At 43.1% G+C, this 26,812-nt stretch carries 22 protein-coding genes and 1 other RNA gene; 6 read left to right on the top strand and 17 right to left on the bottom strand.

Translation table 11 applies throughout. The features are described 5' to 3' along the window. Nucleotides 1-56: 56 nt before the first annotated feature. The gene (locus tag LKX84_RS02150) at nt 57-1,748 is read right to left on the bottom strand and encodes a M23 family metallopeptidase (protein WP_228235475.1); all 1,692 of its coding nucleotides are present in this window, start codon (nt 1,746-1,748) and stop codon (nt 57-59) included. A 165-nt stretch (nt 1,749-1,913) separates the two neighbouring features. Here LKX84_RS02150 and LKX84_RS02155 point away from each other — a divergent pair, with 165 nt between their 5' ends. The 4 genes from LKX84_RS02155 (at nt 1,914) to rny (ending at nt 4,301) form a co-directional block, all read left to right on the top strand. After that, the gene (locus LKX84_RS02155) at nt 1,914-2,204 is read left to right on the top strand and encodes a hypothetical protein (RefSeq protein ID WP_228235476.1); all 291 of its coding nucleotides are present in this window, start codon (nt 1,914-1,916) and stop codon (nt 2,202-2,204) included. Nucleotides 2,205-2,218: 14 nt separating this feature from the next. Continuing rightward, nucleotides 2,219-2,512, top strand: a complete 294-nt coding sequence (locus LKX84_RS02160; RefSeq protein ID WP_163635884.1) for a cell division protein ZapA — start codon at nt 2,219-2,221, stop codon at nt 2,510-2,512. A 54-nt stretch (nt 2,513-2,566) separates the two neighbouring features. After that, a non-coding RNA gene (gene ssrS, locus LKX84_RS02165) (6S RNA) lies at nt 2,567-2,676 on the top strand. 53 nt (nt 2,677-2,729) lie between these two features. Then, the gene (gene rny, locus LKX84_RS02170) at nt 2,730-4,301 is read left to right on the top strand and encodes a ribonuclease Y (protein ID WP_228235477.1); all 1,572 of its coding nucleotides are present in this window, start codon (nt 2,730-2,732) and stop codon (nt 4,299-4,301) included. Nucleotides 4,302-4,309: 8 nt separating this feature from the next. On the opposite strand, the gene LKX84_RS02175 is transcribed toward rny, so the two are convergent. Then, nucleotides 4,310-5,563, bottom strand: a complete 1,254-nt coding sequence (locus LKX84_RS02175; protein ID WP_228235478.1) for a hypothetical protein — start codon at nt 5,561-5,563, stop codon at nt 4,310-4,312. Nucleotides 5,564-5,806: 243 nt separating this feature from the next. Here LKX84_RS02175 and LKX84_RS02180 point away from each other — a divergent pair, with 243 nt between their 5' ends. After that, on the top strand, nt 5,807-6,229 hold the full coding sequence (locus tag LKX84_RS02180) for a CBS domain-containing protein (RefSeq protein WP_228235479.1): 423 nt from the start codon (nt 5,807-5,809) through the stop codon (nt 6,227-6,229). Between the two features lie 86 nt (nt 6,230-6,315). Here LKX84_RS02180 and LKX84_RS02185 read toward each other — a convergent pair whose 3' ends face one another. The 14 genes from LKX84_RS02185 to LKX84_RS02250 all read right to left on the bottom strand — a co-directional run bounded on the left by LKX84_RS02185 (nt 6,316) and on the right by LKX84_RS02250 (nt 24,584). Then, nucleotides 6,316-8,382 (bottom strand): DUF349 domain-containing protein, encoded by a 2,067-nt coding sequence (locus LKX84_RS02185; RefSeq protein ID WP_228236071.1) that lies wholly within the window; start codon nt 8,380-8,382, stop codon nt 6,316-6,318. 144 nt (nt 8,383-8,526) lie between these two features. Beyond that, nucleotides 8,527-9,279, bottom strand: a complete 753-nt coding sequence (locus LKX84_RS02190; RefSeq protein ID WP_228235480.1) for a shikimate dehydrogenase family protein — start codon at nt 9,277-9,279, stop codon at nt 8,527-8,529. After that, the gene (locus LKX84_RS02195; protein ID WP_228235481.1) at nt 9,233-10,270 is read right to left on the bottom strand and encodes a DUF368 domain-containing protein; all 1,038 of its coding nucleotides are present in this window, start codon (nt 10,268-10,270) and stop codon (nt 9,233-9,235) included. Before LKX84_RS02195 ends, LKX84_RS02190 begins: the two co-directional genes overlap by 47 nt. A gap of 19 nt (nt 10,271-10,289) precedes the next feature. Next, on the bottom strand, nt 10,290-11,207 hold the full coding sequence (locus tag LKX84_RS02200) for a DUF368 domain-containing protein (protein WP_228235482.1): 918 nt from the start codon (nt 11,205-11,207) through the stop codon (nt 10,290-10,292). Between the two features lie 27 nt (nt 11,208-11,234). Next, nucleotides 11,235-12,635 (bottom strand): tetratricopeptide repeat protein, encoded by a 1,401-nt coding sequence (locus tag LKX84_RS02205; RefSeq protein WP_228235483.1) that lies wholly within the window; start codon nt 12,633-12,635, stop codon nt 11,235-11,237. Nucleotides 12,636-12,721: 86 nt separating this feature from the next. Beyond that, nucleotides 12,722-13,918, bottom strand: coding sequence for an aspartate aminotransferase family protein (locus tag LKX84_RS02210; RefSeq protein ID WP_228235484.1), 1,197 nt, complete (start codon nt 13,916-13,918; stop codon nt 12,722-12,724). Further along, nucleotides 13,919-15,628, bottom strand: a complete 1,710-nt coding sequence (locus LKX84_RS02215; RefSeq protein WP_228235485.1) for an OstA-like protein — start codon at nt 15,626-15,628, stop codon at nt 13,919-13,921. Between the two features lie 91 nt (nt 15,629-15,719). Then, nucleotides 15,720-16,199, bottom strand: a complete 480-nt coding sequence (locus LKX84_RS02220; protein WP_228235486.1) for a Dps family protein — start codon at nt 16,197-16,199, stop codon at nt 15,720-15,722. A gap of 91 nt (nt 16,200-16,290) precedes the next feature. Next, nucleotides 16,291-18,408 (bottom strand): glycoside hydrolase family 97 protein, encoded by a 2,118-nt coding sequence (locus LKX84_RS02225; RefSeq protein WP_228235487.1) that lies wholly within the window; start codon nt 18,406-18,408, stop codon nt 16,291-16,293. Between the two features lie 109 nt (nt 18,409-18,517). After that, nucleotides 18,518-19,786: an adenylosuccinate synthase gene (locus LKX84_RS02230; RefSeq protein WP_228235488.1), complete on the bottom strand. Its 1,269-nt coding sequence runs from the start codon at nt 19,784-19,786 to the stop codon at nt 18,518-18,520. A gap of 12 nt (nt 19,787-19,798) precedes the next feature. Next, nucleotides 19,799-20,257, bottom strand: a complete 459-nt coding sequence (locus LKX84_RS02235) for a Fur family transcriptional regulator (RefSeq protein ID WP_228235489.1) — start codon at nt 20,255-20,257, stop codon at nt 19,799-19,801. Between the two features lie 41 nt (nt 20,258-20,298). Next, on the bottom strand, nt 20,299-22,503 hold the full coding sequence (locus tag LKX84_RS02240) for a RelA/SpoT family protein (RefSeq protein ID WP_228235490.1): 2,205 nt from the start codon (nt 22,501-22,503) through the stop codon (nt 20,299-20,301). 44 nt (nt 22,504-22,547) lie between these two features. Further along, nucleotides 22,548-23,780, bottom strand: a complete 1,233-nt coding sequence (locus LKX84_RS02245; RefSeq protein ID WP_228235491.1) for a M48 family metallopeptidase — start codon at nt 23,778-23,780, stop codon at nt 22,548-22,550. A 3-nt stretch (nt 23,781-23,783) separates the two neighbouring features. Beyond that, nucleotides 23,784-24,584, bottom strand: a complete 801-nt coding sequence (locus tag LKX84_RS02250) for a TrmH family RNA methyltransferase (RefSeq protein WP_228235492.1) — start codon at nt 24,582-24,584, stop codon at nt 23,784-23,786. A 69-nt stretch (nt 24,585-24,653) separates the two neighbouring features. Between LKX84_RS02250 and LKX84_RS02255 the strand changes: the two genes are divergently transcribed. Further along, nucleotides 24,654-25,457: a DUF6503 family protein gene (locus tag LKX84_RS02255; protein WP_228235493.1), complete on the top strand. Its 804-nt coding sequence runs from the start codon at nt 24,654-24,656 to the stop codon at nt 25,455-25,457. A gap of 46 nt (nt 25,458-25,503) precedes the next feature. On the opposite strand, the gene LKX84_RS02260 is transcribed toward LKX84_RS02255, so the two are convergent. Next, the gene (locus LKX84_RS02260) at nt 25,504-26,802 is read right to left on the bottom strand and encodes an amidohydrolase family protein (protein WP_228235494.1); all 1,299 of its coding nucleotides are present in this window, start codon (nt 26,800-26,802) and stop codon (nt 25,504-25,506) included. Between the last annotated feature and the right edge of the window lie 10 nt (nt 26,803-26,812).

Here is a 26,812-nt window from a genome sequence, read left to right on the forward strand (position 1 = left end):
TCCAATTGGTTTTTAATAACTGTTTGGTTGATTGATAAGCGATGGCAAAAGTACGGTTATTTCCTGAAAAAAGTGCTGGTAAAGGTGGTGGAGTTCCCCACGTTGTCCGTAACGGTTACTTTTAGTTCACATTCGTTGGTGTTCAATATCTTATCGTCAAAATTATAGGTGATCGTGTTGGTCTTCGGTTCGTATTCCATCAAGATCCACTCGCCGTTCAAAGTGGCACTGTAGGTATCTACGCCGCTTAGGTCGTCGTTGATGATCAAACTCAAATAGCTGTAATTGCTCAACCATTGCTTTTCCTTGAAATTTTTTGGGCGTATGGTAGGCGCAACACTGTCCTTCACTAGGGTATAGGTGCCCAAACTTCGGGTACGGGTGGTAAATGATCCATCCCTTTTATAGGTTTTGGAATAAGAGGGGCGATTCTTGTCGTCCAAACGTGCAATGAACAATTGCTTTCTGTCTTCCAACGGATATTTGGAGGGATCAAAGCTGATGGTGAAATTTCGATGCGCCGACACGCTGTTATCGTGAATGGTAATGGTATCGTTCCCTTTTTTCAGGTCGATGTAAAAATCCTCGTAAAAGGTATTGGCCGGAAAATAGACTTTAGCTGCCCCTAAATCAAAATTGTTGGGCTTGTCGGCCAAAATGAAATCTTCAGTACGATCATCCTCTTTGGCCACTTTTTCCATTTCTTGCTTGCCTTCCACGGGGATGACCAACTTGGTCAAATTACCTTCAATGTCAGAAATGAGCAGTTCCACTTGATAGGACATGCCTTCTTCAACATCGATCTTACCATTGTTATAGAGCGATTTGTAAATGTCAAGATGGTTGTAAGGTTCCTTGAAGCATTTTTGGATGCGTTGCCTGTTTTTGTAGAAATACGGATAATCGATCAAGGTGTTGATATATCTCGTTTCAGCAAATGAAAAGGTTTCAAAATCAAATTCGGAATAGACCCGGCCATTGACCGTCTGTTTAACCGAATACACTCCGTTTTGGTTGGCGGCCAAATCCTGACGGTCAAAACTGTTGATGCCAAAACCTATGGTTCCCAGAGCGGAAACTTTGTCGGCTAGTAAAGATCCATCGGGTTGTTTGGTGAAATTGATCTGCACTGTTTTGGCACTTTGATTGATCAATGCACCTTCGGACAAGGGATATCCAAAGAGTCCCAATACGGTGGGATTTGTAGCGTCACGCACTTCATATCCATAGAGCAACGGATTGGTGGGTCTTTCGGTCACACTACTGCGGATTTCGAAGTGTAGGTGAGGTCCGGCTGAACCACCAGTATTCCCTGAATAGGCAATTACACTGCCTTTGGTCACCTTCAATTCGCCATAATCGGGGAACATCTCCACCTCGTACGATTGTTTGCTGTATTGTACTTTTTTTACATACTCTTCCAGCTCAGGGCCGAATTTTTTAAGGTGACCGTACACCGAAGTATATCCATTGGGATGCGCCACATAGATGACCTTGCCATAACCCCAATGGGAAACCTGAATCCGAACCACGGTGCCATCGGCCACGGCTAAAACCGGTAGGCCTTCCCTTTGTTGGGTCTTGATATCGATCCCCGAATGAAAATGATCCGAACGCAATTCACCAAAAGTTCCAGCTAAGATCAAAGGAATTTCCAAAGGTGACTGAAAGGCATCCTGAGGGTAATTATCTTGGGCAGCAATAATATTAAAAGATAGTAACAGAACGGTTAATATGTGGAAGCGCATAGTGTCTTTTCTAATTACATACGAAAATAACCAATGTTTTGTTTTAAGAAAAAGGATTTGCCTTGGTTTGGACTTAAAGCATTGCTTTAAGAATTAATCTAAAAAGTATTGCGAGGTTATCCTAGGATCGTTAACTTTGTGTAATACGTATTGTTGTTTGCATCTATGAGCGAACTTGTTGAGATTGTGGATTCTTTGGAGAACAAGGTGAGCAAATTGCTGCACAAAATGGAGCTATTGCACAAGTCAAACACCAAGTTGAAAGAAGAATTGGACCTGGTTAGGGAAGAAAGCAAGCTCAAGGAAGAAGCTCTTGCAGAATGGGAAGAAAAGTATAATTCCCTGAAGATGGCGAACACAATGCTGGGTAGTAATGCTAGTAAAACTGAGGCTAAGCTCAAAATAAATACACTGATCCGCGAACTGGATGTTTGCATTGCCAAATTAGCGGATTAACTTGTGCCAGAATTATGGACGAGAAGCTCAAAATAAAGCTTTCCATTGCAGATAGGGTATATCCGTTAACGATAGACCCCAGGCAGGAAGAAGGTTTGCGTAAGGCCGCCAAAAACATTGAAAACCTGGTGAAAAAGTTCGAACAGAACTATGCCGTCAGGGACAAACAAGATGTTTTGGCCATGTGTGCCTTGCAATTTGCTTCTAAAATTGAGCAAGGTGGAATAGAAAGTTCTGAAAATAACGAGGCCGCCCTACAGCGACTCAAAGCATTGGACGAACTGGTATATTCAAAATTGGGGGAATAAGTTCTTTTAAATAAAATATTGTTACTGCCCACATTGGTAAATATTTTTTGACAAACTCAACGCTATTATAATTCAAGAGGGTGAGTTTGGGTTGTAAAAGCAGGCCCTACTTGCATAGGGATCCTTGATCAGCCTGGTAGCCCTAAACCTGTAATATGGAGTTTGTACAAAACTTCGGTCAATGTGGGCTTTTTTTTTTAACTAAACACTATCAAACATGGATACTATCATATTTATAATCGTAGCAGCTGTTGTAGGGCTGGCGATAGGATTCGCAATTGCCAAGATGATGGAGAAGGGCAAAGCATCCAAAACCATAGCCAACGCCAAAAAAGAGGCGGCGGATATCATCAAAGAAGCCAATAAAGAAGGGGAGACCATTAAAAAGGATAAGATTTTTCAGGCTAAGGAAAAGTTTTTGGAACTGAAGGCAGAGCATGAAAAGGTCATCATCCACAAGGATAAAAAAATAGCGGAGGCCGAAAAGCGTACCCGTGACAAAGAATCGCAAGTAAGCAGCGAATTGGCCAAGAACAAAAAGCTGAGCGATCAACTTCAAGAACAGATCAAGGAAGTGGATTATAAAAGCGAGATCCTTGACAAGAAACAATCCGAACTCGAAAAACTGCACAAAAGCCAGGTGCAACAGTTAGAGGTAATTTCCGGACTTTCCGCCGAAGAGGCCAAAAGCCAGTTGTTGGAATCCCTGAAAGAAACTGCAAAGTCGGATGCCATGACCTACTTGCAGAACACTTTGGAAGAAGCAAAGCTTACCGCACAACAGGAGGCCAGAAAAATTGTAATCAATACCATCCAACGTATCGGTACCGAAGAGGCAGTGGAGAACTGCGTGTCAGTTTTCAACTTGGAATCGGATGACGTGAAAGGACGCATCATCGGTCGAGAAGGTAGGAACATCCGTGCCCTGGAAGCGGCAACCGGTGTGGAAATCATTGTGGATGATACCCCTGAGGCTATTATCCTTTCTTGTTTTGATTCGGTTAGAAGAGAAGTAGCCCGTCTTTCATTGCACAGATTGGTGACCGACGGTCGTATTCACCCTGCCCGAATTGAAGAAGTGGTGAAAAAGACCGAAAAGCAGATCAACGAGGAGATTGCGGAAATTGGTAAACGTACCGTAATTGATTTGGGGATTCATGGACTGCACCCAGAATTGATCAAAGCCGTAGGCCGAATGAAGTATCGTTCCTCATACGGACAAAACTTGTTGCAGCACTCTAGGGAGGTTGCAAAGCTTTGCGGCGTAATGGCTGCCGAATTGGGACTTAATCCTAAACTGGCCAAACGTGCTGGACTGTTGCATGATATTGGTAAAGTACCTATGGCCGAAGTGGAAGTGGAAACCCCGCACGCCATCTTGGGTATGCAATGGGCTGAAAAATTCGGTGAGAAGAAAGAAGTTTGCAACGCCATTGGTGCCCACCACGATGAAATTGAAATGTCTACCCTGCTTGCCCCGATCGTTCAAGTATGTGATGCCATTAGTGGTGCGCGTCCAGGAGCAAGAAGACAGGTTTTGGATTCCTATATCCAACGTTTGAAAGATTTGGAAGATATTGCCTTCGGGTTCCACGGTGTACAAAAAGCATACGCTATCCAAGCGGGTAGGGAACTTCGTGTGATAGTGGAAAGCGAAAAGGTAAGCGACGACAAAGCAGCTGAACTATCCTTTGAAATTTCCCAAAAAATTCAAACGGATATGACTTATCCTGGACAGGTCAAGGTAACCGTTATTCGTGAGACCAGGGCCGTAAACGTAGCCAAATAAGGGATTTCTTAATTGGCATTGTCAATGATCCAATCCAGGGGAATATCAGTATAGTTGCTTTTTGATCGGTTTGATTCATGGCTTGATCCATCTGACATGACCACGAACCACATATCGTTACCATAAGCTACTGTAGTGATTTTATAACCTTTGTCGGATTGTTCCCTGATCCAATCAATTGGGTACTCGTACTGGGTCTTCCAGGTTTGTAATCCTAAGTTGGAACCAGCGCTCATGCTCAAGGCCCACAACCCATTGCCATAGGCCACAGAGGTGATGGAGTAGCCTTCGTTCCAGTTTTCGGTAATCCAATCCTTGGGAATGTCATAGCTGGTTTTCCACCTTTGGGCCGTGTATCCAATATTTTTATCCATGACCACATACCAATTGCCGCCACCGCAGGCAATTTCGGTAATGTAGTAATAATCGTTCCATTTGGTGGTGACCCAATCCTTGGGGAAAACATCGGACTTTTGCCAAGATTGCGGCCCCATTCCATAGGCCTTGCTCATGACCACTATAAAGGTGCTTTTGTAGGTGTTGTACTCCACGGCAGTAATAAAATAACCCAAATCCCATTGTGCCTTGATCCAATCATTAGGGTAGATGGTAGATTCCTTTATTTTTTGTTCCGAATAGGCCTTGGTTCCCAAGTAACTCATTGCAACCGACCAAAGTGGGGTGTCGTACTCTTGGTCCATGCCCATGGCTATGGAGGTAACAGCTGTATTGCTGGTGGTATATTCCACTTCACCCTTGTTAATGTATGTCAACAGTTTGAACAAAAGTTCATCTTCATTATAGTAATCGTCCAGGTATCCTTTGGTAAGCGCATCAGGATTCAACTTGACCCAATACAACATGGGTTTCATGTATAGGGTAATGTCATTCCCTCCTAAGCCATTGTCATCCACAGTATAAGCTTCAAAGTTGTTATTGCCCAAAATCTTTACGTAGAAATTGTCAGCGGAATAGCTGGAACCCTCTGGGCCCCTTACAATGAATGCCTCACTGCCGTTCAAGTATTCGTCCTGAGTGCCATCGGCCTTGGTGAAGTTTTCATACTTACATAAAAAACCGGCCAATTTATCCGCTCCATTGGCATAATATTTCACTCGTACAATGGCCTGGTCTTCTTCATAAAAGATAACGAGTGCCGTATATTTCACTTCCCCACTGATCCAACTGGTTTCATAGTATTCTTGGGCTCTCACGAGCAAGGAGCTACTTAGGAATACGAAAAGTAAAATGATGTTTTTCATAATCGGGGGTACTTGGTTGGTTATTTGGTATTCAAAATTGATTTTTTTAACAGAGTTAGACAAAAAAATGGGGTGTATTGTTAAAAATAGTGCGTGTATATGCTTTTTTTATACATGGCTGTTGAGAAAAGGGAAATCTCAAGTTTCATTTTGACATGTTTGCCGTGCTTGCAGATGACAATTATCATACTTTACCTAAGGTAATCAAGGTAACTTCATAGATGGATTTTAAATGCAGCGAAGATGAAAAATGATGTTCCTGTTTCCGAAATTATGACCAAAAAATTGGTCACTTTAAAGACCACCGATGACTTGGTCACGGCAGAGCGGTTGTTCAAAAAGCATCACATCAGGCATATCCCTGTGGTGAAAGGAGATTCCATCAAAGGGATGTTGAGCTATACCGATCTTTTGCGGATCAGTTTCGCGGATGCCATTGATGAGCATGAAGAATATGTGGATACCATTGTGTACAACATGTTCTCCATTCCTCAAGTTATGGCCAATGATGTGGTAAGTGTATCTTCGGATACTAGCATTAAAGATGTGGCCAAACTATTGGCCACAAAGGAATTTCATGCTTTGCCCATTGTGGATGATGGAAAACTTGTGGGTATTGTGACCACAACGGATCTGATCAAGTATCTTTTAAAATTGTACAAATAGGATAACCGGTCTCAAATTGGGTTCGAGAGACCTATCCTGTTTCAAGATTAAAAAAGGTCAAAGTTTGAACGGAAAAAGTTGGATTGTTATTCCTCTTCGCTGCTATCTTCCTCTTCTTCGGCTTCCTTGTTCAATTTATGCTCAAGGATGTTGAGTTTTTTCAGCTTTTCTTTCCAGGTCTGCAAAGCTTCTTTTTGCCTATCGATGTTTTTGATCACTTCTTTTACCAAAGGATTGTCCTCTGAATCCCCTGAGAAAAATTGTAGGTTGTTCTCCAACTGACGGATTTCGGATTTGCTCTCATCAATTTTACGCTTGATGAAGACCCTTTCGTTGCCTATGGCATAGTTGTCTTCGGTTTTGGCCAGCTCCTGTACCTTGTTGCCATATTTAAGCAGTTCGGACTCATGTCTGCCTACTCCAAGTTTTTTAAGGAGGGCATCCACAATTTTATTAAACTTTCCGTTGATGTGCTTTTTGTTGTAGGGAATCCTGCCGTATTGTTTCCACTCGGACAAAAATTCTTTGATGGCCTCTAGGTCTTTCTTCTTGTCCCCACTTAGCTGAAATTCTTTCAAGCGCTCCAAACAAGCATTTTTCTTATCGAAGTTCTCGTATTCCTCCTTTTGGGCGTCGTTCTTGTCGGAATGCAAACGATCAAAATAATGGTTGCACGCTTCCTTGAACTCGTTCCAGATCTTGTCTGAATATTTTCGGGGCACATGGCCAATTTTTTTCCATTCGTTTTGGATGCGTTTCATTTCGGGAGTGGCCATTGCATAGTCGTCACTGTCCTTTAGGGCAAGGGCGCGGTCCAACAATTCCTTTTTCTTTTCAAGATTGGTTTGTTGATCTTTTTTCTGTCCTTTGTAGAAGGAGTTCTTGCTTCTGTTGAATTTGCGAACGGCTTCTTTAAAGTGGCTCCAGGTTTCCTCGTTCACTTTTTGCGGAACTTTTCCAGCTTTGAAAAAAGCATCCCTCAATTCCTCAACGTCTTTGATCTGTTTTTGGATACCTCGGTGGTTTTCAGCTACATGCTCGGCAATGTTGGCAATCTTGGCAATGATTTCCAGTTTTTTCTCCAGGTTCTTTTCAAAATCCTTTTCCAGCTCCATAAAATGCTCCTGCCTGCGCTGGTGCATGGCCTTGGTGGCATTGCTGAATCGTTCCCAGATTTCTTCCCTATGCTCTTTGTCCACAGGCCCAATGTCCTCTTTCCAGATTTTGTGCAAGGTCTGAAGTTCGCGGAACGCTTTGCTCAAATCCGGCTCATTGGCCAAAGCCTCTGCACGGTCCACCAACTTTTGTTTTTCTTCCAGATTGTGTTTGAAATCGAGGTCGCGGAGTTCCCGGTTCAAATGGAGAAAATCATAGAAGATTTCCATGTGATGGTGGTAGGTGCGCCAAACATCGTTATAGTTGGTACGGGGAATGGGCCCTGCATTTTTCCAACGTTCCTGAAGATCCTTAAAATTGTTGTAGGTGGTGTTGATATCCTCTTCAACATCGATCAGTCCCTTCAATTCCTCAATGATCTGCAACCTGTTGTGCAGATTGTTCTTGAGGTTTTGTTCCAATTGCTTGTAGTAGTGGTCACGTTTTTCGCGGTATTCTGAATACACCTCGTTAAACTGTCGTTTGGCGACCGAGTTGTATCTGAAATCGATTTCGTTACCACCGTTAGCAACAAATTCTTCTTTTTTGTGTTCGATAAACTCTTGAAACTTTTGATCGAACTCATATTTTATGCCACTAACGTGTCTGCCAATGGCCTGTACTTTTTCGTTTTTGACCAATCGCTGAAGTTCCCCAACCAAGTTTTCAAGAGGCATGGAGTGGTAGTCCAGCATGGGGATGTAATGTCGTTTTTCATTTTCGGCATCCTCCGCATCCTCTGCATTGGACTCGTCTATTTCATCAATGGCATCGTCTGATTCCTTGTTCGGTTCAGGTGGATTACTGGAGGTTGCTTCGGATTTTGTCTCCTTGCTTTCTGCCGTTTCAGATGTTGTATTTTCATTTTGTTCAGGCAAGGCATCTTCGGACACAATTGGTTCGGAATTGGGGCTTTCCTCCAAATGTGTGTTTAAATTGTCCGATGTCTGCTCCTTCCCACCTTCAGCTTGCTGAAGTTTGCGTTCATTTTCCTGCATTAGTAGTCTCTTTTCCTGTTGATTGATGGTATTCTTTAGCCAATTTAACAAAATTAAACCGTCTAATTGCAAAAGTATCGATTCTTCTTTTGCAGCGTAATTGGGATGTACGGATTGGGCCAATCCCTTTATCAATCGTGCTTTTCAGGGGGTATTCCAGATTTCCCAAGCCTTTTCTGCTTGCAACTTTAACATTTGAAGTCCATTGCAAATATGGGCACCTTGTGCTTCGCCCAAGGCCAAAAAGGTAGTTTTGTCTGGGTTGTAGATCAAGTCGTACAACAAGTGATTCTCATTCAGGAATGAATAGGGGATATCAGGTTTATTGGAAATGTTAGGGTGCGTGCCCAAAGGCGTGCAATTGATGATCACAGTGTGTTCTTCCACTATGGATTGACTGAGATCCTCATAAGTAAGTTGACCCTGTTTTTTCTGTCTGGAAACATAGATGTTGGTTATTCCCAATTCATCCAAAACAAATCGAACGGCCTTGGAAGCACCACCAGTGCCTAAAATCAAGGCTTTGGTATGATGGGGTTTTAGGAAAGGTTCCAATGATTTCTGAAAACCAAAAGCATCTGTGTTGAAGCCCTTCAAACTGTTTTCGGCTATCTTGATGGTATTCACGGCCCCTATTTTTTCTGCTTTGGCGTCCAATTCACCCAAATAGGGGATTATTTCTTCTTTGTAGGGAATGGTTACGTTGAATCCCCTTAAATGTTCTTGTGAAAGAATGTCTACTATTTCCTCAATCTTCTGAATGTCAAAGTTTTCATAGGAATAGTTTGATAATCCCAAATCCTTGAATTTTTGGGTGAAATAACCCTGGGAGAAGGAATAAGAGATATTCCTACCGAGTAGCCCGAACCTGTTTGTTTGCTTTTCTGTTCTTTCCATACCAATCCAACACCAATAATACCAAAATCCCGAGGATAATAAAAAGGATGGCCCACCAAGTTTCGGGATTGCCCATATTTGGGAGGTACCTTTGATAGTTGAGGATGATTTTATCCCCGTTGGAATCCATTATGGGAATTCCAGCCCCGTCCAATTTGAAGATGGTTCGTTTCCAAGGCCAGATTACACCAAGCGACCCTGTAATAAAACCAAGGATCACCGCTGTGGTAGTGGCCTTATAATGTTTGAGTACATAACTGAGCAAATGGGAAAAGGTGACCAAACCCGTAGCAGAGCCCAAAGTGAAAATGGCTAAAATCTTCAAGGTCTGCATGCGTTCCGCATTCTTGTAAAACCCAAAGTTGCCTGAAAAAATATCGGAAAAGGTGTCGTACAAGGCGTTTACGGAATCCACCAAAAGCAATACATAATTGCCCAATAGAATCAAAATGAACGATCCTGAAAGGCCTGGCAGTGTCATTCCGGAAACACTGATGATACCGCAGAAAAAAATGAAGATCAAATTGTCATTTTCCTTGGCAGGACTTAAAAAACTGATGGAAATACCAATCACCAATCCTAAAACTCCAGCAGGAATGGTGTTTTTGTTCCAAGAATCAAAATCTTTTCCAATGTGGTAAATGGAACCGACCACCATGCCAAAAAAGGAGGCCCAAACCAAGGTTTCATTATGATCCAAGAAATAATCCAATATGCGGGATACACTAAAATAACTGACCAGCATACCAAAAATCAATAGCACCAAGAATTGGGCGTTGGTATATTGGTAAAAACTTTTGAATCGGCCGTTGAAAAGTAATTTTAGGGCCTTGGAATTGAGTTTTTGGAGGGAATAGATGAATTCCTCATAAAAGCCACCTACAAATGCCACGATGCCTCCCGAAACCCCTGGAACTTTATTGGCTGCGCCCATGCAGAGCCCTTTGATGACCAAAAAGAAATTGTCCAGAAATGATCTTGGCTGATGCATAGGCCAGGTGATGTTTATCCTATTTTTTGGAAGCTGCCTTCTCCAGGATAAAAATAAGGGAAAAACCGATGATGGCTAGGATAATGGCCAGCATTAATTTACTGTCGCCTTCAAAGGCACTTGGCCAAACGTTCATATCATCCACAACAATTACCTTGTCCCCAAACACTTTGGTCTCCAACACTTTTTTCCAAGGCCATATTTTGTTGAGCGAGCCCAAGATAAAACCAGTAAGCAGGGCCAAAGTAATGTTCTTGTAATGGTTGAACATCCATTTGAGCAATCGGGAAAAGCTCAGCAACCCAAAAATGGCACCTAAGGCAACAGTGGCCACAATCTTGATATCCCTTTCGTGAACAGCATCCAGAATGGTTTTGTAGGAACCTAAAAGTACCAAAATAAAGGCGCCTGAAATCCCGGGAAGGATCATGGCGCAAATGGCCAAAGCTCCTGACATGAATAGGTAAGGGAGGCTGTCGCTGTTATCGCCAACAGGCAGTTCTGTTATAAAGTAGGCCAAAAGTGCCCCGATAATAAACACGCTGACCGTACCTAAGTTCCATTTGGTGATTTCCTTTCCAACAAAAATGATACTTGCCAGCACCAAGCCAAAGAAAAAGGACCAAAGGAGTACAGGTTCGTTCTCTAACAACCAGCTTAAAAATTTCGCCAAGGATAGCACACTGATAAAAATACCAAGGAACAGGGAAATCAAAAAGTTGCCATTGATTTTGTTCCAAGCGGCTTTAATGCCTTCCTTTCGCAAAACGGTAATCAAAGAAAAATCGATGCTATTGATGGAGGTGATCAATTCCTCATAAATTCCGGAGATAAAGGCAATGGTGCCTCCCGAAACTCCTGGGACCACATCAGCGGCGCCCATGGCCATACCCTTAAGGGTAACAAAAATATAATCCAGTAATCGGCGTGACTTCATGCGGCAAATATAAGCAAATGGGTTGCCCTATTTTGCAGTTTTCTTGATTTTGGAAACCAAGGCCTTTACCCATTTTACTTCGCTGAATTCTGGAAATTCCTCATCGAACAACTGAAGTTTGGTCAAATCCAGTTCCATGGCCTCCACCAAGATTTTTTTGGCTTCTGTGACGTCATTGTTCTTAAGGTACATCCCTGCCAATTTATAGGAAAGCACGGCACTGTCCGGGTAAAACTCCAATCCTTGTACCAATACTTGGATAGAAGAATCAAAATCACCGATCTGTTTCAGTACTTCTGACCAGTTTTTCCAGGTTTCCAATTCATAATTCCCTAAATCCACCGCTTGTTTGTACCCAAAATCGGCCTCATCCAAGTTGTTCATGGCAAAATAGATTTTGGCTGCCTTTTTCCAGTAGGAGGCGTTTTCTCCGTCAATATTAATGGCCTTGTTGATGTAGTACAATGCCTTCTCGTAATTTTTCTGTTTATAGTGAAAATCGGTAATGGCCAGCCATCCCTTGTCCAACAATGGGTCTTCATGAACAGTCTGGTAGAAATAATATTTGGCCAGATCATAGTTCCCCAATTTTTCGTGACATTTTCCAAGTCTAAGGAAAGCATGGGAGGTAGGGTCTTCTATGGATATTGTTGATTCGTAATTTTCGATGGCCTCGTTATATCTGCCCAATTTCTCCAATACTTTGCCCTTCTCAAAATAGGCCCCAATAAAGGTGTCGTCAGAAATCACGGCAAAATCAAAAGCGGTCAGCGCTTCTTGGAACATGTCCATGGCATAATACATTTTGCCCAACTGATGCCAGGCCACCTCGGAATAGGGGTTACGTTCCAAATATTCGTTCAAGTAATGAATGGCACCATCAAACTCTTCCAAGAACTCAAAGCAATAAATCACATTGTACAGGGAGGAATAATCACTGTCATCAAACTCCACACATTTCATAAAACTGGTCTTGGCCCTTTCGTAATCGTCCATGAACAGATACTCCATGCCCAATAGGGAGTGGATGTCAAAAGTATCGTCCGTTAATTGCAAGGCTTCCAACAACAGGTTTACGGCCTCTTGGTGGTTGTCTTGTTTGGAATGGATATTGGCCCGTTGAATGTAGATTTCTTCATTATGGGCATCAATGTTCTGGATTTCGTCCAAAAGCTTTTCGGCAGCCTCGAATTTGTCCTCAAAGGCCAAAACCTCTACCTGTAATAATTTTAGTTCAAGGGAATTGGGGTGTTGTTCCAAACCAATCTGAATGGCCTTTTTTCCCAAGGAGATTTTACCGTTGTTCAGGTAGTGGTGAATGATCTCTTCAAAGTCCTCCGCGTCAAAGAAATAGACGTCATCCGTCTTCAGCATGGACTCGAATTTGCTAATGGATTTGTCAGGATATTCGTTAGAATCTAACGCCATAGGAACGTTTTTGGTTTAACTATGGACTTAAAATTAACCCTTTGCCTACCTTATTAAGTCCGAGATTTGGGTATGTTATCAACAAATTAGTTAACAGCGCCGGGTTTATAGCTGTTTAAAATGGCTAGTATTTTGTCGCAACCTTCCTCAATTTCTTTCATGGAAATGGTCAATGGAGGTGAAATTCGCACCGCTTTCGACTCAAACAACAACCAAAATAAGATTAATCCTTTTTTGGCTGCCTCAAGTACCAAATAGTCGGTTACTTCCTTGCTTTCCATAATCGGGGCAAGCATTAATCCTTTGCCTCGAATCTCCTTAATCAAAGGATGTACCAAAAGTTTTCGAAAGTGTTTTTCCTTCTCCAGTGTCTGTGGAATGAGCTCCGTTTCCGTTAATTCACGTAAAGTTGCCAAACTGGCAGCCGCTATGACAGGATTGCCGCCAAAAGTAGTAATATGCCCAAACTTGGGATGGTCCTGTAGGTCCGCCATCATTTCCTTACTGGCCACAAAGGCGCCAACGGGCAATCCGGAGGCCATTCCCTTGCCGATTACCAATATGTCGGGTACGCAATTAAAGTGTTGAAAAGCAAAAAGTTTGCCCGTTCTACCAAAGCCGGGTTGGATCTCATCCAAAATAAGCATGGCCCCAACCTCGTCGCAACGTTTTCTTACCTTTTCCAGATAGCCATTTTGGGGAAGGATGAATCCTGCACCCCCTTGGATGGTCTCCAAAACAACGCCAGCAGTCTTTTCGGTAATCTTTTGCAGATCTTCCTCCGAGTTGAAATCGATAAACCGAATATCTGGCATCAACGGCCTGAAGGCACTTTTTCGTTCTTCAAACCCCATTAAACTTAAACTTCCTGTGGTGTTCCCGTGATACGCTCGGTTTGCGGCAATGATCTGAGATCGTCCCGTATGCCTTCTGGCCAATTTTAAGGCCCCTTCCATGGCTTCCGTACCCGAATTGACCAAATAGGTGGTCTCCAGCTTTTTGGGAAGGTGGGAGGCCAATAATTTGGCAAACTCCACTGCAGGTTGTTGCACATACTCCCCATAGACCATTACATGCATATATTGGTCTACTTGGGTTTTTATGGCTTCTACCACCCGAGGGTGGCAATGACCCAATCCACAAGCGGATACCCCGGCCACAAAATCCAAATGAGGATTGCCGTCTTGGTCATAGATATAACTTCCCTTGGCTCGGGAAACCTCTAATCCCAAGGGGTGTGGTGAAGTCTGTGCCTGGTATGTGAAAAAATCTTCTTTTTGCATTTATGGGGTCTGAGCCTTCTTTTTGACCAATTGCGGCTTGGGTCTTGTTGCTTGAGTGTTCGCCTTGGTGTTGACGGGATCGTTCTCGTTGCTCTGTCGTTCTTCTTCCTCCGCATCAATATCGATGGGGTTGTCTATGCCTCGAATCTTCACCAATTGGATGTTGTTATCATCCTCGTCAAATATTTCCTCCTTGGACATGATTCGTTCATCGCCGCGCCAGACAAAACCTTTCAGTTTTCTACTTTCCACTGGTAAATCGGTTTCCGGGAAAATATCCCCATCCGGATTAACGAAAAAGGTAATATCCTCAATATCGTTGTCTGCCATTAATAACCGGATTTTACTGCAAATGGTCTTATCGATCCCGATTAATTCCTGGTCATCGTTGTACACGTAATAGATCACTTCGGTATTCCGGACCAAATCAATGATCTTCAATTCATTTTCAATGAACTTGCCGAATAGGTCCTTTCCTTTTGCTTGATTATACCCAGTGCCACTAATGGTGTCGAGGGAAATGATAAAGGCGTTCTCGATGACTTTTAAGGAGTCCAGTTTTTCCGTCTCCATATCCGAGATCAAATGGATACTATCTCCAGTAATCTGGTTGTCCACGTTCCAAAGAATTGGGTTTTTGATCAATTGGGTAACTCCTGTGGATTCATCAAAATGGATGGAATCACATTTACCGCTCAAATCGGTCTTGTAGAATTTTGCATTCCTAAAGGCCCTCAAGATCCTTTGTTTTTCTTTTCCTGTGACCATTAAGGTATCGCCATGCATATACAGGGAATCTTTTTGAACCAGACTGATGGAAACTGCCCTTTTGGTGGCAAAAACGGAATCCTTGGCCTTATGTACCTCCGCATAATGGGCTTTGATCACCCCATCGTTGATGGTGTCCGTAATCTTGATGTTGTTGGTGGCCGAAGCAAACTCCGTGATTTTATCAAAATAGAGACTATCGCCCTGAATGATTTTGTTGTCGTAATCGATGCGGGTATTTTTTATGCCATATCCCTGCTCGATCTTGGTGTCGTAAAAGCCCCGTTCGCAATAAATCTTGTAGTCTTTGCCAACTATGGTGGATGGACCGTACATGTAGGCATTTTTGGAAGTGGTATAATAATCCAGTTGCTCCGAATCAATAGTGTAATCAGGATTGTCTATGTGCACGTTCCTTTGGAACTGGTATTTTTTAGGGGTCATAAAATAGGTCCCCACCTTACTGGTCAGGACGTTGGCGGAATCCACCACTTTTCCTCCTGAATTGTAATAGGCTTTTTGGTTTTCACGGTCAAAATAAAGGGTGTCCGTGGTCAAGGTCATCTGGCCGTTGGTCAGATCTACTTTTTCCCAAGCCTTTGCCAATTTAGAATTCCCGTCATAATCCATCTTGCCACTGTTCATTTCTATGGAATCACCCTGTTGCATACGGATGTTCCCAATGGCCTTTAGTTTGTTCTCTTCGGTATAAAAAATGGCAATATCGCACCAAAGGTCGGCACCTTGGTGTTCAAACTGTACCTGACGGTCATCATCACGGCTAAATATGGATGCACCCGGAAATTGGGCCTCATCCTTGGTGAAATTGGCCCCATAGACGATGTTGATCTGTCTACCTTCGGTTTTTGGTTCTTTTTGCTGGGCCATGGTTCCCAAAAAGGAAAGGACCAGTATCAAAAAAGAAATTCTTTTCAAATCCATGAAATTTTGCCCAAAAGTAGGGTTTTTGGGCAAAGTGGCATCAATCCTTTAGAAAGGTTTGTGAATTACAGGGAAACCGTACTATTTTGACCTATTGGTTCAGATAGGCCGAATACATCCAAATCAATTTTTCCTGTTCCCGGATGTAATCGCTCATGAGGGCATTGGTACCTTCATCATTGGAATCACCGGACATTTCCAGAAGTTCACGCTCCAAAGGAAGCAATACCTCATAACCTTCCAGTATTTTTTGAATGGCTTCTTTGCCATTCGAAACATTTTTGGCGGCCTTTATTTTAGAAAGGGACGAATAATCAGCATAAGTATGTAAGGGAGTAGATCCCAAAGTCAATATGCGTTCTGCGATTTCATCAATTTTGATTAAGGAATCGTTGTACAATTCCTCAAACTTTAAATGAAGTTCAAAAAACTTTTCTCCTTTAATGTTCCAATGGAAACCACGGGCATTCATGTAGAAAATTTGATAATTGGCCAGCAATTCGTTCAATTTTTCAGAAAGAGTGATGGATGCTTTTTGATCAAGGCCTATGCGATTGAGTTGACTTGTCATGATAATGTTTTTTCAATGTTACTATTTGTGGGTCTAAAGATAACCTGCGTCCCAATTTTGTGCAGTGACCTAGGTCACACTAAACATCCATTTATAGTTCTGATTTTTTCATCAAACTTATAGCAAAACCACCTCCTTCGGCCAAGTGTACGGATAGGTTGGATCCTTTATTCACTTCAATTTTTTCTATGGAAATGGCCGTAGGGTTGTCTTTGTAATGGGCACCCTCGGCATCTTTGTAAATAATGGCGTCATATGTTATTCCATCATCCAAAAAATCAAAATTGATTACGAGGTCTCGCGCCTGTTCGTCCGTAATTCCACCCACGAACCAGTTGCCTGTTTCCCTTTCCTTTCGAGCGATGGTCACAAAATCGCCTACCTCACCATTCAATACCACAGTTTCATCCCAATCCACACCTACATCCCGGATAAACTGGAAGGCAGGTTGGCCTTCATAATTTTCAGGTAGATCACAAGCCATTTGAATGGGGCTGTAAATGACCACATACAATGCCAATTGCTGTGCCAAGGTAGTATTGATCTGGTTGTTGGGTTTGGTGGGCAACGCAATATCAAACACACCAGGTGTGAAATCTATTGGGCCAGCCAACATTCTTGTAAAAGCAACAATAGGCAAGTGTTCCGGGGGATTTCCACCATCCGATGCCCAAGCATTGAATTCTTGTCCACGAAGTCCTTCCCGTGCAATCACGTTAGGGTAGGTACGTCGGAGGCCAGTTGCCTTGATGGGTTCGTGGGCATTTACGGCCACTTGGTACTTGGCTCCCATTTCCACTACTTTTCTGTAGTGGTTCACCATCCATTGTCCATGGTGATATTCGCCTTTCGGAATAATTTTACCCACATACCCAGTTTTTACGGAGTGGATACCCAATTTGTGCATGAGTTGGTAGGCTGTGTCCAATTGTTGTTCATATGTGCGCGGGGCTGCGGAAGTTTCGTGGTGCATGATCAGTTCCACTCCCTTTTCCTTTCCGTAGCGGGTCACTTCCTCTAGGTCATAATCGGGGTAGGGGGTGATGAAATCAAAGACGCCCTCGCGGTCTTCAAAGCCGATCCAATGTTCCCAACCAGTGTTCCAGCCTTCTACCAAAACACCTGTAATGTTGTTTTTGGCAGCAAAGTCGATATAATGTTTAGTGTTTTCCGTTGTGGCTCCATGTTTTCCATGTGGTTTGGCATCGGTGGTAAAGGAATTCATGTCCTGCGAAGCGGCATAATCCCATGTGGATTTGCCAATGTGCATCTCCCACCAAATGCCTACATATTTTTTCGGTTTGAACCAGCTTACGTCTCCAATCTTATTGGGTTCGTTCAAATTGACGATGAGTTTTGAATCGATAAGCTCCGTGGCCTTGTCCGCGATTTGAATGGTCCGCCATGGAGTTTTAAAGGGGAGGGCACGTTTCACCTTGTAACCCAATCGGTCAGAACCCACCAATTCGCTGGTCAATTCAAGGGTTTCAGTATCCACTTTTAACGTCATGCCTGCATAATCGGTGAGGTTGGCCTCATGGAAACTAAGGTGCAACCCAGAATCTGAACGCATGGTCACCGGGGTGTTCACGGCATTTTCAGGAATGTTGCTCTGGGCCAAATCGGCATTGTTCCTTTTGGCAATGGCATCCACTTCAGAAACTTTGGAGGTATTGTACAGGTGCTCATAAATATCCCAATCCCCCGGAATCCAAAATGTGGTGTAGTCCTTCGTCAGTTGAAAAGTGGTATTTTCATCCATGATGATGATGCTATCGATGCCTTGTTGGGGCAAAAACTCGTATCGAAAACCGATGCCATCATCATAGGCCCTAAAATACACATTGATCTTTCGGTTGGGTGCCTGGGTCTCTTCCAGTTCCACCTTCAGTTCGTTGTAATGGTTCACCACATTTTTTTGTTCGCCCCAGGGCATTTCCCAGGTTTCGTTCACCGTGTTGGTGGAGTTTCCAATGATTTTGAGGTGGTCTTTGAGCGAAGCTTGGTCTTTAAAATCAAATCCCATGGTAGAGGTGTCGATTACCATCTTTTCGCCATGGTTTACCCAATATTGAGGTGTTCCATCTGCAGAAAGTTGAAACTGGATGGAATTCTTCCCACTGGGGGATGATACTAATAAGGCTGTTTGTTTTTCAGTACAGGAAATCAGTGTCCCGACCAAAAAAAGGAGGGTCAATAGTTTGTTCATTTCAGTAGCTTTTGGACAAATTCTTATGTGTGGAACAGTTAGAAACAAGCCGAACTCCTTTGCAGGAAATTATCCTTAAAGTTACTAAAAATGCGCTAAAAACCGAAGCTTACCTGTGGATAGTTTGGGTTCTGTCGGGACCTACGGATACTATTTTGATCGGCACTTGCAACTGCTCTTCCAAAAACGCAATGTAATCGTTCAACGTAGCGGGAAGGTCTGTTGAGGAAGACATTTTGGTAAGGTCCTGTGCCCATCCTTTCATTTCAGTATAGACAGGTGTAACATATTCACTTTCAATACTGTATGGTAAATGTTGTATTTTTTTGCCTTTGTAGTCATAAGCAGTACAGACCTTGATGGTCTTGAATCCACTCAAAACGTCAGCTTTCATCATCATCAACTCGGTGACACCATTGATCTGTACGGCATATTTAAGGGCAACAAGGTCTAACCAGCCACAACGTCTGGGTCTTCCGGTTGTTGCACCAAATTCGTTTCCTACGCGACCCATGGTAGCGCCATCCTCATCAAAAAGCTCGGTAGGGAAGGGACCGCTGCCTACACGCGTGGTGTACGCCTTGAAAATGCCAATAACGCGGTCAATGCTGTTTGGAGCCACACCCAAACCGGTACAGGCACCGGCCGCAGTGGTGTTGGATGAAGTTACATAGGGATACGTTCCAAAATCGATATCCAACAAGGAACCCTGAGCTCCTTCGGCGAGAATTTTTTTGCCTTCGGCCTGGGCCTTGAAGATATATTCCTCACTATCGATAAAGGTCAATTTTTTCAATGCTTCCACACCTACGCAGAATTCTGCTTCCAATTCGGCAAGGTTGTATTCAATTTCGGCATTATAGAAGTCGATCATAGCCTCGTGCTTATCTGCCAAGGCTCTGTATTTGGTCTTCCAATCGTCAAATTCAAGATCCCCAACACGCATTCCATTTCGGCCGGTTTTGTCCATATACGTCGGCCCGATACCTTTTAACGTGGAACCGATCTTGGCTTTTCCTTTGGAAGCTTCCGAAGCGGCATCCAATAATCGGTGGGTTGGCAAGATCAAATGGGCCTTTCGGGAAATAAGGAGTTTGGATACAAAATCGATATTGAACTTACCGAGGTTGTCCAATTCCCTTTTAAAGATGACGGGGTCGATCACCACACCGTTCCCAACAATATTGATGGCATTTTTATGGAATATTCCAGACGGAATAGTGTGCAGTACATGTTTTATACCATCAAATTCCAAGGTGTGACCAGCATTTGGACCTCCTTGAAACCTGGCGATGATATCGTATTCCTTGGTCAGTACATCAACAATTTTTCCTTTTCCTTCGTCTCCCCATTGGAGTCCAAGCAATAAATCTACCATGTAAAATGTGGGTTATTCGGTTAGGTTTTCTTCTTTTTTGTTACGGGTTCCGTAGAAATATAAAGAATGGTTATTGATCTTGATGTCAAAAACCTCTTCGATTGTTTTTTTAATGGATTGGATGCGTGGATCGCAAAATTCAACCACTTCGCCGGTGTCGGTCAAGATCACGTGATCATGTTGACGGTCGAAATAGGATTTCTCGTATTGGGCCTGATTTTTACCAAACTGGTGCTTGCGGACCAATTTGCATTCCAACAACAATTCAATGGTATTGTATAGTGTTGCACGACTAACCCTGTAGTTCTTGGTCTTCATTTTGATGTAGAGGGATTCCACATCAAAATGGTCGTCACTTTCGTAAATTTCCTGTAGTATGGCGTAGCGTTCAGGAGTCTTGCGGTGTCCCTTTTCCTCAAGGAATGCGGTGAACACATTTTTTACAATTTCCTGATTTTTGTTGTTATTCATGGCTTTCTACCTAAGCTAATGTACAAAGGTACAGCTAAAAATTAAATTCTGGACACTTTGTCGATCCCTTCAACCTGCTTTAAATTGTCAATAAGTTTTTTCAGGATGGTGTTGTTTTTTACCACCAAGGTAATTTTCCCTTTAAACGTGCCACCATCGGCAGAAAAATTCAGGTTTCGCATGTTCACGTGCATGTTTTCCGAGATGATCTTGGTAATGTCTTTCACCAGGCCTAGGTTGTCGATACCTGTAATTTCAATATCCACGGAGAATTCTTCCTGGGTGGAATCTATCCATTTGGCACTGATGATGCGGTAGGCGTAATTGGATTGCAACGCAATGGCATTGGGGCAGTTCTTTTTATGCACTTTGATACCATCGTTCACACTCACAAAACCAAATACATCATCACCTGGGATTGGGTTGCAACATTGTGATAATTTATAGTTGAGACGCTCTTCTTCCTTGCCGAAAACGAGCATGTCGTATTTGACGGTGATTTCGTCCTTGTCTATGTCCTTGGGAACTGGGGTCTTACGAATCTTGTTCTTGAAGAAATTGATAAAGGAATTATGGTACGATGAGGCAAAATCCTTCAACTTTTCATTGTCTATAACCCCAATGCCAACCCTATAGAATAGATCTAAACTAGTTTTCAACTTGAAAAAGTTCACCAACTTGTTTACGGTATCCTCGTTAAGCTGAATTTTTTGGGATTTCAACTTTCTGCGAAGGATTTCCTTGCCTTCTTCGGCTACTTCCTTCTTCTCCTCCATCAATGAGGATTTGATCTTGGCACGGGCCCTTGCCGTATTGGCGTAATCCAACCAACTTTGACTAGGTTTTGCCGTTTCCGAAGTCATGATCTCTACCTGATCGCCACTGCGCAATTGTGTGCCCAACGGAACCAACTTTCCATTAACCTTGGCCCCACGGGTTTTCATGCCTACCTCGGTATGGATGTTGAATGCAAAATCCAGCGCGGTGGCACCTTTGGGCATGGATTTTAAATCTCCCTTAGGCGTAAACACAAAGATTTCCTTGGCGTAGAGGTTCAGTTTAAATTCCTCCACAAAATCAACGGCATTACCATTGGCACTTTCAAGGGCTTCCTGTAATTTGTTCAACCATTCCTCAATACCCTGTTCTTTTTGGTCTCCGTGTTTGTATTTAAAGTGGGCGGCATACCCCTTTTCCGCAATTTCATGCATCCGTTCGCTTCGAATCTGTACTTCTACCCATTTTCCTTTCGGGCCCATAACGGTAATGTGAAGGGCTTCATATCCAGTAGATTTTGGAGAGGTAATCCAATCGCGTAATCTGACCGGATTAGGAGTGAAGTGGTCCGTTACAATGGAATAGATTTTCCAGGCCAGGAACTTTTCGTTCTTTCTGTCGGATTTGTAAATGATTCGGATGGCGAACTTGTCATACACCTCATCAAAAGAAACATTTTGGGCCTTCATCTTTCTTCGGATGGAGAAGATGGACTTCATTCGGCCCTTGATGTAATAATTGAGGCCTTCCTTGTCCAATGAGTTACGGATCACATCGGAAAAAGCCTCAATGTAGGCTAAGTTCTCCTCCTCCGTATCCTCAATTTTGGCGCGAATGTCATTGTAAACGTCTGGCTCGGTGTATTTTAAAGCAAGGTCCTCAAGATGAGTCTTGATATTGTAAAGCCCTATCCTATGCGCCAACGGGGCATAGATATATAGTGTTTCAGATGCAATTTTTACCTGTTTATGCTCTGGCATGGAATCCATGGTGAGCATGTTGTGGTAGCGATCTGCAATTTTGATGATGATCACCCGTACATCATCATGGAGCGTCAACAGCATTTTTCTGAAATTCTCAGCCTGTTGACTGATGTCCATGTCCTTTTTAAGGTGGGCAATCTTGGTGAGTCCGTCCACAATCTTCGCCACGGTTTCCCCGAACATCCGTTCAATATCGGCAAGGGTGTAAGGGGTATCCTCGACTACATCATGCAAGAGCGCGGCTGCAATGGAAACAGCATCCAATCCAATTTTAGAGGCAACGATCTTGGCTACTGCAATGGGGTGAAAAATATAAGCTTCGCCAGATTTTCGCCGTTGATCTTTATGGGCATCTACCGCTACATCAAAAGCAGAGCGTATCAACTTCTTGTCCTCATCGGTCAAGGTTTGATAGCTGATGCGAAGCAATTCCTTGTATTGCTTGGCAATCTCCTTGTTTTCTTTTTCAATAGCAGCGGCTGTCATAGTATACTAAAATTACTACAAACTTATTATGTGGGCAACAAAATCTAGGCCTTTAGGTTTCGGATGCGTTCCACCAAAGGTGGATGGGAATAGTGCACGAAAACGTAAGCAGGGTGGGGGGTGAGGTTGCTCAAGCTGTTCTTGGACAACTTTTTCAAAGAAGTGACCAATGGAGTGGCGGCAAAGGTGTTCTTGGCATAATCATCAGCCTGAAACTCGAATTTTCTAGAGAGATAATTCATGGCCAAACCTGTGATTTCAGAAATAGGACTGTATAACAAGGCAAAGCCGACCAAGGCAGCGTGAAAACTGGGCGTGCTTACGCCGATGGCCAAAGATATTTCCGGATGGTTGATGAACAGTGATAAAATATACAGGGTAAATCCGGTGACCGCCAAAGACAAAACCAAATTGAAAATGATGTGATTCCGCTTGTAATGACCGACCTCGTGCGCCAAAACGGCCACAATTTCCTCTTCATCCAGGTCATGGATCAAGGTATCAAAAAGCGTAATCCGTTTTTCTTTACCAAATCCGGAAAAGTAGGCATTGGCCTTGGTGGAGCGTTTGGAGCCATCGATTACAAAAATGTTCTTGAGCTCAAATCCCACTTTTTGGGCATACCCTTCTATGGCATTTTTTAAGGTTCCATCCTTGAGTGGCGTCTGTTTATTGAACATGGGCACAATCAATCGACTGTAGAATAAATTGATGAACAAAATAACCACGCTGACCATGATCCAGGTGTAAATCCAAAATTTGGGACCGGTCCATTGATAAAACCAAATAAATAGTGATAAAATTCCTCCTCCCAAAATAGCCGTCAAGATGCCGCCCTTGATCTTATCTAAAAAGAACAATTTTTTGGTGGTCTTGTTGAAGCCGTATTTTTCTTCGATCACAAAAGTGCGGTAATAGGAAAACGGTAAGCCCAAAACGGCACTTCCAAAAGTGATCAACCCGAAGAATAGCAATGCCATGGGAATCGTATTCTTGCTAATTGACCACGTTAATTGGTCTATCCATTCAAATCCCCCGAACCATAAAAAGCAAAGGGTCAGCACCAAGGAAAATCCATCGGAGAGCAAACCGAAGCGGTAATTGGCCTGTTTGTACTCCTGCGATTTTTGGTATTCCTTTTCGTCAAAAACATCCGATAATTCAGGAGGTAAAGTGGATTTGAACCGTTGCGCATTGAGGTATTCCAACAATTGGTGGGCCAAATATTGGACAACAAGGATTATGAGAATTACATAAAAGAGTAATGTTTTTTCCATAGGCTAAAATCCGCGTTGTCGCTTCGCTTCAAAGATAAGTATTGCCGCTGATACCGAAACGTTCATGGAATCGATTTCACCTTGCATCGGGATAATGATATTTTGGTTGGAATTTTGGAGCCAATCCTGCGTTAATCCTGTGGCTTCGGTACCCATCACCAAGGCAGATGCACCCGTAAAATCGCAATCCACATAATTTACGGAGGCGGTCAAGGCCGCACAGTATATCTTAATTTGGTTATTTTGAAGGAACTGGATTATTTCTTCTGTGGAACCCATCCCAACTTGATTGGTGAATACACAGCCCACACTGGAGCGGATTATGTTTGGGTTATAAAGGTCCGATTTAGGGTTCGCGATCAAAACAGCATCTACAGCCGCTGCATCCGCAGTTCGGAGTAATGCTCCAATATTGCCCGGTTTTTCTGGAGCTTCGGCTACAAGAACCAAAGGTTGTTCATTTTTAAATTGAATGTTTTCCAGAACGTGCTCCTTGGCTTTTAGGATGCCCAGAACACCTTCTGTGGTACCCCGGTGTGCCAATTTTTCATAAACGGGTCGGGTAATCTGGATGATTTCAGGTTTGGAATTTCCGAGGACCTGCTTCAAGTGTTGTTCGGACCAGATTTCAGGGCAGTACAAAAATGTAGAAAGGGTATAGCCTCCTTTTTGGGCTAGTTCCAACTCGCGCTGTCCCTCCACCACAAAAAGCCCGCTCTTTTTCCTTTCACGGGATTTTTCCTTAAGTAGCAGTATTTGTTTTACCAATGGATTATGGACACTGCTGATCGATTTGGCTTCCATCACGGAGTAAAAATAGCATTTCTTGTAATCTAAAAAAGCTGTTTTCGACCAATTGTCAAAATATAATCCATGAAACAAACAACCATCCTATTGAGCTTTTTGGCATTTGTAGCCTGTAAACCTTCCCCGAAAAAAGAACAAGTTGAAGTGCCACAACCTGTTGAAGAAGTCACTAACAAAACCAATTATCCAGAAAATTTGACCAAAGTTTTTGAAGCCCATGGCGGATTGGAACTTTGGAAATCCATGCGTACCCTCTCTTTTGTACTACCCAACCCCGATGCCCCTGAAACACATACAGTAGACCTTTGGTCAAGGAAGGACAGAGTGGATACGGAAAAGTATTCCATGGGGTTTGATGGAGAAAAAGCTTGGCTCTCCGATCCCGATAAAAACTACAAAGGGGATGCCGCCTTTTACCATAATCTCATGTTCTATTTTTATGGAATGCCCTTCGTTTTGGCCGATGAAGGTATTGTTTATGGCCATGCGGAAGATTTGGTTTTTGAAGGAAAACATTATCCTGGAATTAAAATATCCTATAATGTTGGTGTGGGAGCTTCTTCCAAAGATGAATACTTTATCCACTATGATCCGGAAACACATCAAATGGCTTGGTTGGGTTATACCGTGACTTATAGGACTGGAGAGAGTTCCGATAATTTTAGGTGGATCCATTATGGGGATTGGCAATCCTTAAATGGCGTATTGCTCCCGAAAGCCATTACGTGGCACAATTACGAAGGAAGGAACATTCTTGATGCCCGAAATACCGTGACTTTTGATGAAGCCTTTTTGAGCAATGAACCCAAACCTTATAGTTTTTATGAAAAACCGGAAGACGGGGAATTTGTCGAAATCAAAAAGAGTTAAAAAAAAGCGGCGTTCATTTGAACGCCGCTTGCTTTTTCTGAGGAAATTATTGTCCTGCTTTTTCTCTTTCAAACTTGCCCATATAGCGGTGCCAAAGTTTGGTCTGATGGGTTTCCAGGGATACGTCCCTACCATCAATATATGCTTTGGAAAGTTGGTTGGTGCGCATATCAAGTGCGTCGCCTTCAGAGATGAACAAAGTGGCACTCTTGCCAACTTCCAACGTTCCGTATTGATCATCGATACCCAATATTTTAGACGTGTTACTGGTTAAAAGTTGTAAGGCTTTTTCCTTGTCCAACCCTTGTCCAACAGTCTGGCCGGCATAAAAGGCCATGTTCCTGGCTTGGAAATTGGCAGACTCCTCATTCTGTAATCCGACCAAAAGACCTGCATCTACCAAAAGCTTTGGCAATTTGTAGGGAAGGTCATAATCGTCATCGTCGTATTCTGGTAGCGCGTGGGTCACTCCAACCAAAACAGCAACGTTGTTTTCCTTAAGGAAACCGGCAATTTTATTGGCGCGGTATCCACCAACGATCACAATGTGTTTCACGCCAACTTCCTTGGCCATGTTCACGGCATCGGTCATTTCTTTTTCGCCATCGGCATGGATGTACAAACGCTTGGAACCATCAAAAAGTCCTTCCATGGCTGCAAATGGAAGATTTTTTTCCTTTTCTGTAGCTTGTCCGTAAGCACTAGAATTCAAGAAGAACATTTTAATGTTGTCCGTTTGGTCTCCGTAGTCCTTGTTGGGTACAAAACCACGGTCTTCGCCCATCCACCATCTTCCTCTTCTAAAGAAGTTCGGCCAGTTCATGTGGATGCCATCATCGCTCTTAACGGCTGCATCTTCCCAGTTCCAAGCATCAAATTGTACAATGCTGGAAGTTCCAGAAATGGTTCCACCCTGTGGGGTCACCTGTCCCAAAAGCACTCCATTGGGCCTCATGCTCTCAACTACCTTCGATTCGGCATTGTAGGCAATGATACTCCTTACGTGGGGAATCATGTCACCTATTTCATCTTGGTCGTCACTGGCCCTTACGGCGTCCACTTCCACCAATCCTAAAGGTTTGGCTGGCGCTATAAACCCAGGATACACGTGTTTTCCCTTGGCATCGATCATGGTTCCAATGGTAGGGGCCATAAGGTCGGCACCAATTGCGGTGATTTTTCCATCCTTAAAAATGATGGTACAGTTTTCAATGACCTCCCCGTTGCCGATGTGGGCCGTGGCACCAAAAATGGCAACTTGTTCGGTTTGTGTGGGTGCAGGGGTCTGCTGTGCGTTCAATGAAACCCCAAAAACAATGGCTATGATTAAAAATATCTTTTTCATGGTGTATGGT

Origin of the sequence: Allomuricauda sp. M10, assembly GCF_020782875.1 — a bacterium.
Classification (GTDB): domain Bacteria; phylum Bacteroidota; class Bacteroidia; order Flavobacteriales; family Flavobacteriaceae; genus Flagellimonas.